General features: G+C 50.9%; 14 protein-coding genes. All 14 read left to right on the forward strand.

Features of this window, described 5'->3' with window-relative positions; genetic code table 11:
• Positions 1 to 71: 71 nt before the first annotated feature.
• The 14 genes from ACX9GV_RS02320 to ACX9GV_RS02385 all read left to right on the forward strand — a co-directional run bounded on the left by ACX9GV_RS02320 (position 72) and on the right by ACX9GV_RS02385 (position 13,563).
• Positions 72 to 938 (forward strand): ParA family protein, encoded by an 867-nt coding sequence (locus ACX9GV_RS02320; protein WP_473196907.1) that lies wholly within the window; start codon positions 72 to 74, stop codon positions 936 to 938.
• On the forward strand, positions 935 to 1,294 hold the full coding sequence (locus ACX9GV_RS02325) for a hypothetical protein (RefSeq protein WP_473196908.1): 360 nt from the start codon (positions 935 to 937) through the stop codon (positions 1,292 to 1,294). The genes ACX9GV_RS02320 and ACX9GV_RS02325 overlap by 4 nt, the downstream gene beginning before the upstream one ends.
• A complete protein-coding gene (dnaB-PI, locus tag ACX9GV_RS02330; RefSeq protein WP_473196909.1) occupies positions 1,287 to 2,642 on the forward strand; it encodes an SPI-7-type island replicative DNA helicase in 1,356 nt (451 codons plus the stop codon). The genes ACX9GV_RS02325 and dnaB-PI overlap by 8 nt, the downstream gene beginning before the upstream one ends.
• Positions 2,632 to 4,383 (forward strand): ParB family protein, encoded by a 1,752-nt coding sequence (locus ACX9GV_RS02335; RefSeq protein ID WP_473196910.1) that lies wholly within the window; start codon positions 2,632 to 2,634, stop codon positions 4,381 to 4,383. Before dnaB-PI ends, ACX9GV_RS02335 begins: the two co-directional genes overlap by 11 nt.
• A complete protein-coding gene (locus ACX9GV_RS02340) occupies positions 4,380 to 5,105 on the forward strand; it encodes a DUF2786 domain-containing protein (RefSeq protein WP_473196911.1) in 726 nt (241 codons plus the stop codon). The genes ACX9GV_RS02335 and ACX9GV_RS02340 overlap by 4 nt, the downstream gene beginning before the upstream one ends.
• A 93-nt stretch (positions 5,106 to 5,198) precedes the next feature.
• The gene (locus ACX9GV_RS02345) at positions 5,199 to 5,765 is read left to right on the forward strand and encodes a DUF2857 domain-containing protein (RefSeq protein ID WP_473196912.1); all 567 of its coding nucleotides are present in this window, start codon (positions 5,199 to 5,201) and stop codon (positions 5,763 to 5,765) included.
• Positions 5,765 to 6,991 (forward strand): STY4528 family pathogenicity island replication protein, encoded by a 1,227-nt coding sequence (locus tag ACX9GV_RS02350; protein WP_473196913.1) that lies wholly within the window; start codon positions 5,765 to 5,767, stop codon positions 6,989 to 6,991. The genes ACX9GV_RS02345 and ACX9GV_RS02350 overlap by 1 nt, the downstream gene beginning before the upstream one ends.
• A gap of 343 nt (positions 6,992 to 7,334) precedes the next feature.
• Positions 7,335 to 8,114: a PFL_4669 family integrating conjugative element protein gene (locus tag ACX9GV_RS02355; RefSeq protein ID WP_473196914.1), complete on the forward strand. Its 780-nt coding sequence runs from the start codon at positions 7,335 to 7,337 to the stop codon at positions 8,112 to 8,114.
• Positions 8,092 to 8,682, forward strand: coding sequence for a hypothetical protein (locus tag ACX9GV_RS02360; RefSeq protein WP_473196915.1), 591 nt, complete (start codon positions 8,092 to 8,094; stop codon positions 8,680 to 8,682). Before ACX9GV_RS02355 ends, ACX9GV_RS02360 begins: the two co-directional genes overlap by 23 nt.
• Before the next feature lie 136 nt (positions 8,683 to 8,818).
• A complete protein-coding gene (locus ACX9GV_RS02365; RefSeq protein ID WP_473196916.1) occupies positions 8,819 to 10,912 on the forward strand; it encodes a DNA topoisomerase III in 2,094 nt (697 codons plus the stop codon).
• A 198-nt stretch (positions 10,913 to 11,110) separates the two neighbouring features.
• Positions 11,111 to 11,245: a hypothetical protein gene (locus tag ACX9GV_RS02370; RefSeq protein ID WP_473196917.1), complete on the forward strand. Its 135-nt coding sequence runs from the start codon at positions 11,111 to 11,113 to the stop codon at positions 11,243 to 11,245.
• 314 nt (positions 11,246 to 11,559) lie between these two features.
• Positions 11,560 to 12,051: an STY4534 family ICE replication protein gene (locus ACX9GV_RS02375; RefSeq protein ID WP_473196918.1), complete on the forward strand. Its 492-nt coding sequence runs from the start codon at positions 11,560 to 11,562 to the stop codon at positions 12,049 to 12,051.
• Positions 12,052 to 12,190: 139 nt separating this feature from the next.
• The gene (gene pilL2, locus ACX9GV_RS02380; RefSeq protein WP_473196919.1) at positions 12,191 to 12,817 is read left to right on the forward strand and encodes a PFGI-1 class ICE element type IV pilus protein PilL2; all 627 of its coding nucleotides are present in this window, start codon (positions 12,191 to 12,193) and stop codon (positions 12,815 to 12,817) included.
• A gap of 113 nt (positions 12,818 to 12,930) precedes the next feature.
• On the forward strand, positions 12,931 to 13,563 hold the full coding sequence (locus ACX9GV_RS02385) for a hypothetical protein (protein WP_473196920.1): 633 nt from the start codon (positions 12,931 to 12,933) through the stop codon (positions 13,561 to 13,563).
• Positions 13,564 to 13,575: the final 12 nt, after the last annotated feature.

Raw genomic sequence — 13,575 nt, forward strand, 5'->3', positions numbered from 1 at the left:
ACCCGCAAAGATAACGATTAATTTTAGACGTTGCTAACCATGACCTGAATTAACTAATTCGGGTAATGTATATGCATGTAATTTCAATCATTTCCACCAAAGGCGGCGAAGGTAAATCGACCCACGCAGCTAATCTTGGCGGCTTTTGTGCCGATGCCGGCCTTAAAACCCTGCTGATCGACGGCGACTACGCCCAGCCAACGGCCTCCAGTTATTATCACCTGCGGTATGAAGCGCCCTGTGGTCTGTACGAACTGTTGATGCAAACTGCAGATCTGAACCAGCCTCAACAGCTTATTTCCCATACCAGCATTCCCAACCTTGATCTGATTGTTTCTAACGATCCCCATGAGCAACTCAAAACGGCCATGATGCATGCACCGGATGGACGTTTTCGTCTGCGCAATTTACTGCAGCATCCTCTGTTTACTCACTATGACGTGATTATTATTGATTCGCAGGGGGCACGTTCCATCATGTTGGAGCTGGTGATGCTGGCAACCAATCACACTGCACTTGCCATGATCAAGCCGGTCGTCCCCGATGTCCGTGAATTTTTACGTGGGACGATCCCGCTGATGGAGGGGCTACTGCCCTACAAAGATTTTGGTATTACGCTGCCGCCAGTGAGGATCCTTGTTAATTGCATGGACTACACCAATCTAGCCAGGGAAGCGCTGACGGCGATTACACAGATCGTTGAAGCGGGGAGCTACAGTTCGGCGGATATCCCGGTCAGTATGCTGACAACGCAGATCTATGATTTGGACGTCTATAAGTTAGGGCATAGCCTTTCACAGCCTGTGCATCGCTTGGAATACCAAACAGATCGCAAAACTCCACCTGCAGCACAATCGATATGTGGCCTGGCTTGTGAGCTCTTCCCTGAGTGGAAAACCCTGTTTAATGATGTTCTTGCCAGGGGGATCCGCTCATGAATCGCAATCAACTTTGGCGGGCTGTCGCCCGTTCCACTGCGACCTGTAAAGAGCACGACGAGATCCATGTGTTCGTCGATTCGCCCGATTATGAAACGGCAAAAAGCCGGATTGATGAGCGTCTGGTTGATGAATGGGAAGTGACTAGCGGTTTTATCCAATTTTACAACGTGTGGAGTGAATCGGAACTTCGTGAAATGGCTATTGGTCCGCAAGCGCCGGTTGGGCTTCCGTTACTGGAGTCTGGCGTGGGTTACGATCGGCAACCCTTGATTCTGGTTGCTTCCTCCCGACTCAGTTCAGTTCTGGAGTGCGCCTTGTTGGAGATTCAGAGTGAGGAGGCCTGCCATGCATAGCGATGAACCACGGCGGATGATGCCGCATTCCCTGGAAGCAGAGCAGTCAGTCCTGGGCGGATTAATGTTAGAAAACGACCGTTGGGACGAGATTGCACCTGTTCTGGCTGCTGACAGCTTTTTCTCTCCCCCTCACCAGAAGATATTTGCGGTTATGCAGGGGTTGCTTGGCCGCAATATGCCTATCGATCTGATCACCGTTTCGGAAGAGCTTGAACGTCTTGGCCAACTTGATATTGCCGGAGGTTTTGCCTACCTGGCGGAGCTGTCGAAGAATACCCCGAGCGCTGCCAACATCGTGGCTTATGCGGAGTATGTCTCTACGGCGAAGCAGAAACGTCAATTATTGGCGCTGGGGCATGATCTGGCCAAGCAGGCGGAAGATGCCCGCACGGATGTGCCTTCGTTAATGGAGGAGGCCGAACGACGTCTTTTTGATATCGCAGGATTGCAGGCTGCTGGCAAACAGTTCGACCTGGTCTCTTCGCTGGAGATCTACCTTAACCGGCTGGAGCAGCGCTGTGCCAGTGAGGACTTGATCACTGGTACGCCTACCCCGTTTACACAACTTAATGGCATGACCAGCGGGTTGCAGGCGAGTGATCTAATCCTGCTGGCAGGCCGTCCCTCGATGGGGAAAACCGCGTTGGCCCTGAGTTTGTGTGAAGGAGCGCTGGATAGCCGAAAAGAACAACCGGTGCAGATCTACAGCCTGGAAATGCCGGTTGACCAGCTTTTATCGCGGTTTGTTTCCATGTTGGGGCGTGTCTCCCTGCAGAATTTGCGCAGTGGCAATATGGATGATGAGGATTGGGCCAGAGTGGCCAAAGCAACCCATACTCTCCTGACGGAGTGGAAAGATCGCCTGATCATAGATGACGACAGCTTTATGACCCCGTCAATGCTGCGTTCCCGCGTCCGCAAGAATGTCCGTAAATTCGGTCATCCTTCACTGATCCTGCTGGACTATCTGCAACTGATGCGCTGTCCTGGCCAAGAAAATCGTACGCAGGAGATTGCCGAAATTTCGCGTTCGCTAAAAGCGTTGGCAAAGGAGATCGGCTGTCCGGTGGTGGCCCTCTCACAACTTAATCGTGCGCTTGAGAACCGGGTAGACAAGCGGCCCAATAACGGTGATCTGCGAGACTCCGGCGCATTAGAACAGGATGCCGATGTGATCATGTTTATCTACCGTGACGAGGTTTATGACGAGCACTCACCGGATAAAGGTGTTGCCGAACTGATTATTGGCAAGCAGCGTAATGGCCCTATCGGCACGGTAAAAGTGAAATATCAGGCTGAAATCACACGATTTGAGGATTTTTCAGGAGGTCGCTATGACTTCTAAAAAGGTGCAGGCCTTAGGCGAGAAATTGTTGCAGAGGGGGCGTTCTCCCGCTTCCAATGTAGTGATGTTGCCAGTCAGTGAAATGCCGATGGTGCTGACGCTGGATCAACTGCGGCCCAACCCAGATAACCCACGAACCACGCGCAACCCGAAGTATGACGAGATCAAGGCCTCCATTATGGCGCGTGGACTGGATTCGGTACCCAAAGTGACTAAAAACCCCGATAGCGCCGAAGATGTGTATATCTTCAGCGATGGGGGGAATACGCGTTATAGGATCCTGCTGGAGTTATGGGAAGAAACGCAGGATGAGCGCTTTCGTCGCATTCAGTGCATTTTCAAACCTTGGCCTGGACGGTTGAAGTGTCTTATTGGGCATTTGGCTGAGAATGATGTACGGGGAGATTTGTCTTTTATAGAAAAGGCCTTGGGGATCGCGAAAGCAAAATCTATTTATGAAGAGCAAGTCGGAAAGGTAATATCTCAGAGAGAGTTAGAGTCACTTTTGCGCTCTGAAGGGTATCCTGTCAGCCAGTCAAGCATAAGCAGGATGGAGTATACGCTCGAAAATTTATACCCTTATATGCCAAGTTTGTTTAAGTCAGGTATTGGCCGCCCTCAAATTGCTCAACTTATTACTTTACGAAGTGCTGCGCACAAAGCATGGGATACATTCTCTGCAAACTGTTCGGTAAATAACAATTTTGAAGAAGTATTTGGCGAGGTTTGTCGTTCTTTGGATGATCCCGACCATTACACTCTGGAAACGTTTAAAGATGAGTTGATCGCAGCATTACTTCAGGCGATACCTGATCCAGAGGTTACCTATGACCGCTGGCTAATCGAACTCGACCCGAACGAGCAGAATCGCAGGAAGCTCTTTGGTGAACCCGCTCCATTGCCGCAACATATTATCAATGCAGATAAAGTCCCTGGGGAAAAAGACGCTGCGAAAGCAGACGAAAAGGGGGCAGTTCCTGTCACTGTGCCATCGTTTTCACCCGGTTTATCTTCCAGTGACCGCAGTCAGAGCAAAGTTTCCCCCTCCGCAGTAAACCACCAACCCGATGCTGTTATCTCGCTGCAGGACGCGAATCGCTTTGCGGCTGCCGAGACAGGTTCTGCATCGCGGCAACTGCAAAATATCCCTGCACGAAAGGAGGAGCAGCTTGATTTGTCTGGTCTGGATAGTGGTTCTGGAGAGGAGATTAGAGAGTCAACGCTACCGGTTAGCTTTCCGCTGGCATCTGATACTGAACAGAGGGTACAGCATCACAATAGGCCTGATTCCGAGCTTGACAGTGCAATCACGGGCTCTTCAGTTTCTTTTGCCAATATAGGTCTAGAGCCGGTGACGGACATTTGGCATATCTCTGCCCTGCAGGATGACCTGGAGCATTTGCAAGATGCGGCCTTTCGCCTGGCATTCGAGTTGGCTGAAGTGTTGCAAGCTGAACAAGAACTGTGTGAAGACAACGCGCCAGTCTCAGTGGGATATCGTGTGCAGGTCAACATTCATCAGGCTTCACCCATCACGCGATTGCTGGCGGGGATAGCGGGTGATGACGCCGTCTCACTGACCGTGACCGAACTGACGAATATCGTGTTCGGCACTGAACAACCCGCAGACTGGCCACTACTGGATGATGTCCAGGTGGTGAAATTGTTGCGGCTAATTCGTGTTGTACGGCGCTTGCGTGAGATCCAGCGTCAGAGCCAGGATCGGGAGGTGCAAAGATGAGTCATTCACAGCGCCAAGTTCGCTTGGTGAAGTTAATCCGTAAATTACTGGAACTGGCCAGAAGTAACAGTAATGCGTATGAAGCTGGTCTGGCTTTATCTCGCGCACAGATGTTGATGCAAAAATACGGTATCAGTGAGTTAGATGCTGAATCCTCGTCTGTGCGCGAATTTACAACGCAGGGAGCCCCTTCTAGCGCAGTAAAAATTCCGCAATGGATGGATCGGCTGGTATGGGTGGTGAACCGGACATTTGGCTGTCGTGCTTATTTTGGCTGGCAACAGGGGCGTTCGGGCAACTGGCACAGGGTTGTGACGTTCTGCGGCTTTGGAGAGCGTCCAGCCGTTGCTGCATATTCCTTTGATGTCCTTTCTCGCCAGTTGAAAGAGGCGACAGCTTCTTACCTTAAAACACAGAATAAGCGCCTAAAGTTGGCCACTCGCCGTGCGCGGGCCGATCAGTTTCGTGAAGGTTGGGTTGATGGTGTTCGCCGAGTGGTTGCCGATTTTGGGGTGAATGAGCATGAAAGCAGAGTCATGACACATTACATCAACGCGTTGGGATTTGATGATGCAAAACTTCGGGAGGCGAAGTACTGCCGGGGAGCCGAGATCGCCCGTGGCACTGGCTTTGCTGCCGGGCAGAACGCCCGATTACATCATGGTGTCAACGGCGCGGAGCAAGGCAGACTGACGCGTAACAAGGAGGTTAATCGTGAATAAACCCCGTAAGGACTGGTCCACCATAGCGCTGGTTGTACTGAGCGTGGTGACCTGGGTGATTGATTTAGGGATATTGTTAGGCGGGAGCTATATATGAATGCACACATTGGTATGACGACTAACGCGCTGTTGACGCAGGTGTTGATGGAGCTGAAATCCGGCAATATCCGGCGTTGTGAAGCCATAGGGTTGACGCTGGAGGAAATCCAGGAGCTCAATCAGCTCACCGTTGAAGATCTACACTATCTGGTTAACTCTTCTGTCTCCATTCTGACGTTCCATATTAATCATACCAATCTCAATATGATGTTGGCGCAGGCTCGGCAGGAGCAGATACGCCTGCAGCGTATCGATCGTGCTTTGGCGCTGGGTGGGTCGATAGAGATGATGCAATGTTATTTTGGGCTTACGGCAGCAGAGGTTAGCACCCGCCGTCGCCTTGCCGGTATTCTTACCCGACAGGGGCGTAGTTTGACCCCCAGTGAAGCCGAGGAAGTCGCCATTTGGGAACAGTGGCGTGTCGCCAAAATAGATAATCTGGATTCACTGGAAGCGCTTGAGGTCATGATGCTGATTGCTGAACAACAGGATATTACCTTAACGTCAGTCTGGACGTTGGTAAAAAGCTGGGTTAATGAGCAACAGCGGAGAGTGGGTTAATGGCTTTGGTAGTAGATAATGTCATTCAGCATACTTTAAGCAAGATGGCAGACCGGATTGTGCAAAAAGCGCAATCCGGTGCTGTGGTCAATGAACAAAGTGGTTTGCTCTATTTGGGGAATGTGCATGATGCCGTTCCCCGGAAGTTGTTTCTTGATGCTCGGTTATCTCCTCTCGATAAGATGGCATGGATAATGATACGTCTCTATGCCCAACAGAACGAGGGGGCTGTGTTTCCCACCTATGAAGAACTACAGTTTCAGCTTGCATCCCCACATGCTGGCAAAGCGTCCAGAGAAACGGTCAGCCGTACATTGCTTATGTTGCGACTGACCGGCTGGCTCAGTCTATGCAAGCGGGCCCGAGATGAGAGGGGCCGAGTCCGTGGCAATATCTATGCTCAGCACGATGAGCCGTTAGGGTTACGCGATGCTGAGCATTTTGATCCCGGTTGGCTGGATGTTGTGGCACAGTCCTGTCAGCACGGTAATAAGACTATTCGGTTAACGGCACTTTCTGTACTTAATGAGATTAAGCAGGAAAGGTCTATGCGCCATCGTCATTCGCGAATTGCGTTGATAGAGTCTCGTTTGTCATCACCACAATCACCGCAAGAATTTGCGCTGCGACAGCAAGCTATTTTGCCGGGTTCGGTTTCCGAACCCAGTCAAAAAATGCCCCATTTCACTGCTGGATCACCGAGTTCGGGATCCGAACTCAGCATGAAAGAGGGGGCTATTTTACCGAGTTCGGGATCCGAACTCAGTGGTGAAATAAGGGGTTATGACCGAGTTCGGGATCCGAACTGTTACGTACGTAGTTTTACACAGTGTGTAAAAGATACGTACGTAGGGGGGGGGGTAAAAAATGAGCCTCGCTTGCGTTGGCCAGCAGTGCTTGTTGACAATCTCGCTACGGCGGACAGGGATAATGTGGAACCGCAACTTCGGGCATTGCCAGACCTGTTGGGACAGCAGGTTCTGGATGATGTTGCAGAGCGTGTTGGTAGCGGTGAGATAAAAAATGTGATCGCTTACCTGCTTGCCACGCTGAAACGTGCCAGAAACGGGCAGTTTAATACGACAATAAGCGCGACCAAACGTGCGCAACAACCATCAAAGCCCACCGAACTTGCTCAGAGCGCTATTCCGCAGGCGCGTCAGCGAGCTTCAGCAGAACAGATTGCCCAAGTCATGGAACAGATTCGAACTGCTTACAAACAGTAGTTGTTTTAACAATCAATAGTCGGTTATCAATAGGTACAGACTGATTACAGTGTAATCAGTTTTTGACTATCAATAGTTAGTTATCAATAGGTGCAGACTGATTACAGTGTAATCAGTTTTTGACTATCAATAGTTAGTTATCAATAGGTACAGACTGATTACAGTGTAATCAGTTTTTGACAATCAATAATCGGTTATCAATAGGTATAAGCCGATAACGGTGCTACGGTCACAACGGTAACTAAAAAGAATTGTGATAGTTGAGAAAATACTTTCTCGTTGTTCACCATCCTCATGATCTCCGAGTATCCCACTCTATCTCAACTATTGAACAGAGGCTGTTATGACTGAGAGTGTGGAGAAAAATGTTGGTAAAAAGGTGGGCGCTCTACGTTCAGAGTTGCGGATTGATTTGCACACCTTCTATGCGATAAGTACCTGGGAAGGTAGAAAGAAAAACGCGAGAAAAGGCATAATTATCGGAATGCCTCAATTTTTCCAGTTGGTTTCCAGGATTAATCGAGATTCTCTGGCTGATAACCCTTATGCCGATGCGGTGATGTATCGGCTTGAAAAGCTGATTGATGAGGCGCATCAGGAAATTCAGCATTTATTGGATGACGCAGGGAGTCTGCTCGCCGAGCTTCCAAGTGGAGTCACGCTATCTAACGTTGTATCCAGTGAACCTTTAAATATTGCGGTCCATAGTCATACCCCGTTGGGGTATCGGTGCGTTTATCTTCTGGTGGGATTTGACCAATTGGCCTTGAAGTTATTTCAGGCACATCATTACGGTTTTATCTCTCGTCGGCATCGTGATAATCAATTGCAGCAGGGTGGATATCTGATTCGTAGAGTGTTTACTGTAGCGCAGGACTACCGTTCGTTTCCCGTCAGCCGTAAAGAATGGACTGAAGAGAGTGTCCAGCAGGCCCGGAAGTATTTTGGTGATCTGGATGATGAAGTATTGTTTGGCAGAATACGTTCCCGTTTCTCTCCGCCCGTTAATACTGAGAGTATTCGTTTACTAAATAATCTATTGCGGCTTCAACCTGGCGATACTAAGGTAGCAGTGATCGTTGATAAACAAGGAGATAAGAATGATACGCATAAGTCAGCGTAAATCTCATCAAGCTGTAGCAATGGGGTTATCTGTCGTGCTGTTAAGTGGGTGTGCCGGTAGTGACATTGCAGAGTTGAATAAGAAAGTGAGCGATATAAGCTACGGTTTGCTTTCTGTGGGTAAAAAAACAGAGACAAATAACGGTGGTGGTTTACCTGCCTTATCAAAGAATACGCCCGTGGTGGACCAACAATCGTCGCGAGAATTTGAAGTACCGGTTGATGTGGACTCTGCGGCTGCAAGGGTAAAAAGGTATTATAAATTTACTTCCGGTGATGTTGTTAATGCCCTGAATAGCCAGGGGCTAGAAGGTAAAATGAAGGCAGCGGCAATCACTCAGGGAGGATATACCTGGGAAGCGCAACCTGGTTCTTACTACAAAATGGGCAGGGATTGGGGCGCTGATGAGGGAGTTGAAGACATTATCCTTATTGAACTGGAGAAGAATGGGGCGGGGAGTCGTATGTACATTACGTTCCGATCCAGTGAGGCTTCCCACGTCACCGACGCCTATACGGGCAAACTGTTTGCTGAAATCAAACAGGTCGCTGAAGGCAAATTACGCTAACGGTGATTGCATAGTGTGATGGCTTAGCGGAGCCATCACCGAATTTCCTTTATTAACCTGTCATCTTCATGGTTATGCCTCTATAGGTAGGGCTTCTTACATCCTGAATTTGACCAGACTCTCCTGGAGAAATGTAATGAAACTCTTTCTGTGCGAAAAACCCAGTCAGGGGCGTGATATTGCTGCTGTGCTGGGAGCGACTGAGAAGAAGCAAGGTTACCTGTCAGGGCAAGGAATTGCGGTGACCTGGGGATTTGGGCATCTGCTGGAGCAGGCCGGCCCGGAGGTTTATGGCGAACAGTTTGGTAACCCGTGGAGAGTAGAGGTATTGCCCGTGTTACCCTCTCAGTGGCAAATGCAGATCAAGCCAGAGTCAAAAGCACAGTTTGAAGTGATCCGAAAGCTGTTGATCAAGGCGGATTGCGTGGTGATTGCGACAGATGCCGACCGTGAAGGTGAAGTGATTGCACGCGAAATTCTTGATTATTGTGGGTATCAGGGCAGTGTCGAGCGTCTGTGGCTCTCGGCGCTCGATGAGGCCAGTGTTCGGGCTGCACTGGCAGCGATAAGACCAGGGCATGAAACGTATCCTTATTATCTGGCGGGCCTTGGTCGCTCTCGTGCAGATTGGCAGATTGGCATGAATTTGACGCGACTTTACACGGTAAAAGCCCGTGAAAGTGGTTATGGTAATGTGCTCTCTGTGGGGCGAGTTCAGACGCCGACTCTGAACCTGATTGTTGAGCGCGACCGTGATATTGCCGGTTTTGTGCCCAAATCCTATTTTGCTGTCACGCTTACACTTACCATAGATGGTCTACCTTTCCAAGCGCAGTGGGTGCCAGCGGCAAACTACTGTGATGAGGAGAGTCGCTGCATTCAGCAAGCGGTTGCCCAACAGGTTGTCCACCTGTGTCAACAGGTGGGGATCGCCTCGGTCACGGAGGTAGAGACTAAACGTGAAACCCTCTCAGCACCGTTACCTTTTGATTTAGGTACGCTGCAGCAACAGTGCTCAAAACGTTGGGGATTGGGTGCTCAGCAGGTTCTGAATATTGCTCAGGCGCTGTATGAAACACATAAAGCGACGACCTATCCTCGTACAGACTGCGGGTTTCTGCCGACCTCGATGCTGTCGGAAGTATCAACTGTCTTTTCTGCCCTGGTAAAAAGTGATCCTGCACTGTCGACGGTGCTGGAGCGGTTGCAGTCAGGATATGTCTCCCGTGCCTGGAACGACAAAAAAATCACTGCCCACCACGGTATTATCCCCACGAAACAGCCTTGTGATCTGGGTAACATGACTGATACGGAGCGCCAGGTCTACCTTCTAATCAGGCAGCACTATCTGGCGCAGTTTCTGCCGGTTCATGAGCTTGATGCGACCCGAGTGTCTCTCAATTGTGGCGGTCAACTGTTTAAAACCCGTGGTAATGTGGTGGTAGTTCCGGGGTGGAAAGTGTTGTTTGAGAAAGATGAAAATGGCGAGGATGCGCAAGGTGATACTGAGAATGCGCAGCTTCCTGCTATGCAGCAGGGAACACAATGCCAGGTTACTAGTTCAGCCATGAAGCCCCAGCAGACCAAGCCACCGGAGCATTATACGGAGGGCACTTTGGTTGCTGCGATGAAAAACGCGGCACAGTTTGTTACCGATCCCCGGCTGAAAAAAATCCTGAAAGAAAATGCTGGGTTGGGTACCGAAGCGACGCGTGCCAGTATCATCGAAACCCTGCTGGCTCGCGGTTTTATCATCAAGAAGGGGAAATCCCTACGTGCTGCAGTCGTCGCCGGTGAATTGATGGACGTATTGCCGACGCCGTTGAAAGATCCGGGAATGACAGCGCTGTGGGAACAGGCGTTGGATGATATCGCTGAAGGCAAGATGTCTCTTGATGATTTTATGGCCAAGCAGTCAGTTTGGACAGCGCAGTTAGTGGAGAAAGGGCGTCAGCAGGGAATACACATTACGGCCCCCCCATCGCCACCTTGCCCTGATTGCGGTGGCGCGACACGACAGCGAAAGGGGAAGTCAGGGGATTTTTGGGGATGTTTGCGTTACCCAGACTGCACTGGTGTGGTGAATCCTCCCAAGGGAAGCCACCGACGCTCTGCCGCTAAAAAAAAAGCGTACCGCTGGGTAACTAATTACCCATTGCACTGCGTACGGGGAGTTTGCTATTTTGCCGTGGCTTCTGAAGCACCCCGTGATTACTGCGGTTACCAGTAAGATACACCGTTCTTTTACCTGGGGGGCGATGTATAAGACGCAAAGTCTCAGTGAAAAACGCGTCGGGTTCGATGGCTCGGCCTCTGAGTTGATATAATGCAGCAACAGACAGCCTGTGGTGAGGGCCTGGCGGGGACGGTGTCGGGATGATACGGTCCCCGTTTTTTTAAGGCGCATATATCGTGATAGGAAAGGGAAATGGACAAACTGATTAGCGATATTCTGGACTGTTATTGGCTCGTCAATACCAGAAAGGGACGTCTGTATCTGACCATTTTGCTCGTGTTGTTGTTTGTCATCATCGTGTTGGCGGTTCATTATTTCGGTGAATAGTTAAGTATTGACTTCTTTTTAGACGATTTGAATAATGGTCAGGCTTACTTGTTGTCACAGACAACACCCCATGCTGCCATGACCTGTGAGGTAGCGCTGTAAAGCGGTCAAACCCAGTTGCCTAGACCTGAAACGCAACGCTTTTAGAGCGGTAACCCCCCTGAATCTTTGAAAGCGGGGATCGCAGTTCACTGCGATGAAGGTACGTTTATCTAACTTAACAGACAGTCAGCGTTCTGACGTTGACACCCTGCGGGAAACTTCCCGTAGGGGACGTTTCTCCGCATACCGATTTATTCCCAAGGAGAAACACCATGTCTCAAGCAACTCAAACTACAGCAACTCAAACTACAGCAACTCAAAACCAGACCAGCTATTTCAATCTGCATGTTGATGGTCTGGGGTATCTCAGCAATCTCCGCGAAATCACCACGGCCAACGGTTCATTCTTGACCTGCGTGATTAACGCCTTACATGGTTCGACGGAGAAACCTGACTATACGCGCTTCGATGTGACCGTCTCAGGTAAAGAGGCCAGTGGTTTACTCCGGCGCTGCCAGAAAGCGGTCGATGAAGAGAAGAAAGTGCTGTTGGGCTTTAAACTCAGCAATCTGACGGCAGATGTGTTCACCTTGACCAAAGGGGATTACGCAGGCGAAACCCGGCCGACACTGAAAGCCCGGCTGATAAAAGTCAGTTGGATAAAAGTGGGGCAGGAGATGGTTTACAAGGCGGAGAAGTCTGCACCAACACCAGAGGCTCCGCTCAATAACACACAAAAACAATACCCAGACAATGCCTTCTAGCTTGTCCATGTAGCATCATCCTTATACGCCAGGGCTTCTCTGGCGTTTTTTTATTTTTGGGAAATGAGTTATTGATTGAGGGGGAACCTGAAGATTCGCACAGTGAGCACGTCTTGTTGACTGCTTACTGAGGATGTTCATGAAACCACATTATGCTTTTTCCCTTTGTTTATTGGTCTTCGGTGTGTTGACCGGGTGTGCCCCATCACAAAAAAACCTGTCGCGTGACCCGGTTTCGCCGCTGGCCGGTGTTCAGCTATCCAGCAATGTTCAATCGGTGCGTCCAGATATGTTTGCCATGCCGCTGGAGGTTGTCCGCTACGATCGTTACCTGTTGGTCAGCACGTCGCCCTCCCAGGCACAACGTGCGCCGCTGGAGCAGGTGATTGATATCCGTATCCCCGCGTCTCTTTCGCCTACGGTGGCTGATGCCATGCGTTATGCCCTGCGCCAGTCCGGTTTCAGCCTTTGCAGTATCACCTCCGACAATCGGGTGCTCTATCACCAGGCGCTGCCTGCAGTGCATTATCAACTCGGTCCCATTCGCTTGAGTGAGGCGTTGCAAATCCTGGCAGGACCAGCCTGGCAACTGGAGGTGGACGCTGTACAACGGGTGGTGTGTCACTCGCTGCGTGACGGGTTCCGTTTACCACCAGAGCCGAGATCTGTGCCGATCGTCAACAGTCACTTTCTGCAGCCACCTGCTATCAAGGCGTTGCAACCGCAACCTACTCCGGCCCCCGCCCGGCAAAGGATGCTGAAATGAGCGAAGCGAAAGTGGAAACCCTGCCCGTTCGTCCGGGCAAGGCAATGCAGGTATTACGTTATAGCGTCTTCACGCTGCTGGTGCTTTCCGTGGCCGGTATCGGCGTCAAGGTGATGCGTCAGTCTGCCGAGATAGCCACCTTGCATACGGCGTTGGGACAAGTACCGGGCCGGGATGCGGTGCAGCAGGAACTGGACCGCTTGGGTGAGCAGGTCAATCACAACCGCGAGACGCTGACTGCCTTGTCGGCCTCAGTGGAAAAAGTAAAGGTTGTGCCAGCCGTGGATAAACCGGCGTTTGAACAACTGGCGCAACAGGTGCGCCAGCTCGAGACCAAAGTCAGTCAGCCGGTGTCGTCAGATGCACAGGCACTGCAGGGCGTTCATGCCACGATGGCACTGCTGCAGGCCCGTGTTGACACCCTGGAACAACGGGCCGGTGCAGCACAAACACCGGCAATCAAACCAGCAACCTCTGCCGTCGCTCCAGGGGCGACCTCACCCACCGTCAAGAAATCCCCCACCCGGATCGCCCGGTCTGTTGCTGCCCCTTTCCGTCTGACCAGCATTGAACGGCGAGGCGGCACGGTGTTTGTCGCCGTGGCCCCGTTGCAGGCGTTCAATCTGGCCGATATCCGGCTGATGGAAACCGGTGAGACTTTTCAGGGTTGGACGCTGCTGTCCGCCGCAGGCAATCAGGCCAAGTTCCGCGTCGCAGGCCGGACGCAGACGCTCAACGTTCAATAGGGAGGCTGCATG

The organism is Serratia sp. 25CWL12 (assembly GCF_055790885.1).

Bases quoted from the DNA above. Each gene is read 5' to 3' on its own strand.
- ACX9GV_RS02345 (WP_473196912.1), top strand. From the start codon at position 5,199: ATGAATGCACACATTGGTATGACGACTAACGCGCTGTTGACGCAGGTG.
- ACX9GV_RS02365 (WP_473196916.1), top strand. From the start codon at position 8,819: ATGAAACTCTTTCTGTGCGAAAAACCCAGTCAGGGGCGTGATATTGCT.
- dnaB-PI (WP_473196909.1), top strand. From the start codon at position 1,287: ATGCATAGCGATGAACCACGGCGGATGATGCCGCATTCCCTGGAAGCA.
- ACX9GV_RS02370 (WP_473196917.1), top strand. From the start codon at position 11,111: ATGGACAAACTGATTAGCGATATTCTGGACTGTTATTGGCTCGTCAAT.
- ACX9GV_RS02385 (WP_473196920.1), top strand. From the start codon at position 12,931: ATGCGTCAGTCTGCCGAGATAGCCACCTTGCATACGGCGTTGGGACAA.
- ACX9GV_RS02340 (WP_473196911.1), top strand. From the start codon at position 4,380: ATGAGTCATTCACAGCGCCAAGTTCGCTTGGTGAAGTTAATCCGTAAA.
- ACX9GV_RS02375 (WP_473196918.1), top strand. From the start codon at position 11,560: ATGTCTCAAGCAACTCAAACTACAGCAACTCAAACTACAGCAACTCAA.
- ACX9GV_RS02335 (WP_473196910.1), top strand. From the start codon at position 2,632: ATGACTTCTAAAAAGGTGCAGGCCTTAGGCGAGAAATTGTTGCAGAGG.
- ACX9GV_RS02325 (WP_473196908.1), top strand. From the start codon at position 935: ATGAATCGCAATCAACTTTGGCGGGCTGTCGCCCGTTCCACTGCGACC.
- ACX9GV_RS02350 (WP_473196913.1), top strand. From the start codon at position 5,765: ATGGCTTTGGTAGTAGATAATGTCATTCAGCATACTTTAAGCAAGATG.
- ACX9GV_RS02360 (WP_473196915.1), top strand. From the start codon at position 8,092: ATGATACGCATAAGTCAGCGTAAATCTCATCAAGCTGTAGCAATGGGG.
- pilL2 (WP_473196919.1), top strand. From the start codon at position 12,191: ATGAAACCACATTATGCTTTTTCCCTTTGTTTATTGGTCTTCGGTGTG.
- ACX9GV_RS02355 (WP_473196914.1), top strand. From the start codon at position 7,335: ATGACTGAGAGTGTGGAGAAAAATGTTGGTAAAAAGGTGGGCGCTCTA.
- ACX9GV_RS02320 (WP_473196907.1), top strand. From the start codon at position 72: ATGCATGTAATTTCAATCATTTCCACCAAAGGCGGCGAAGGTAAATCG.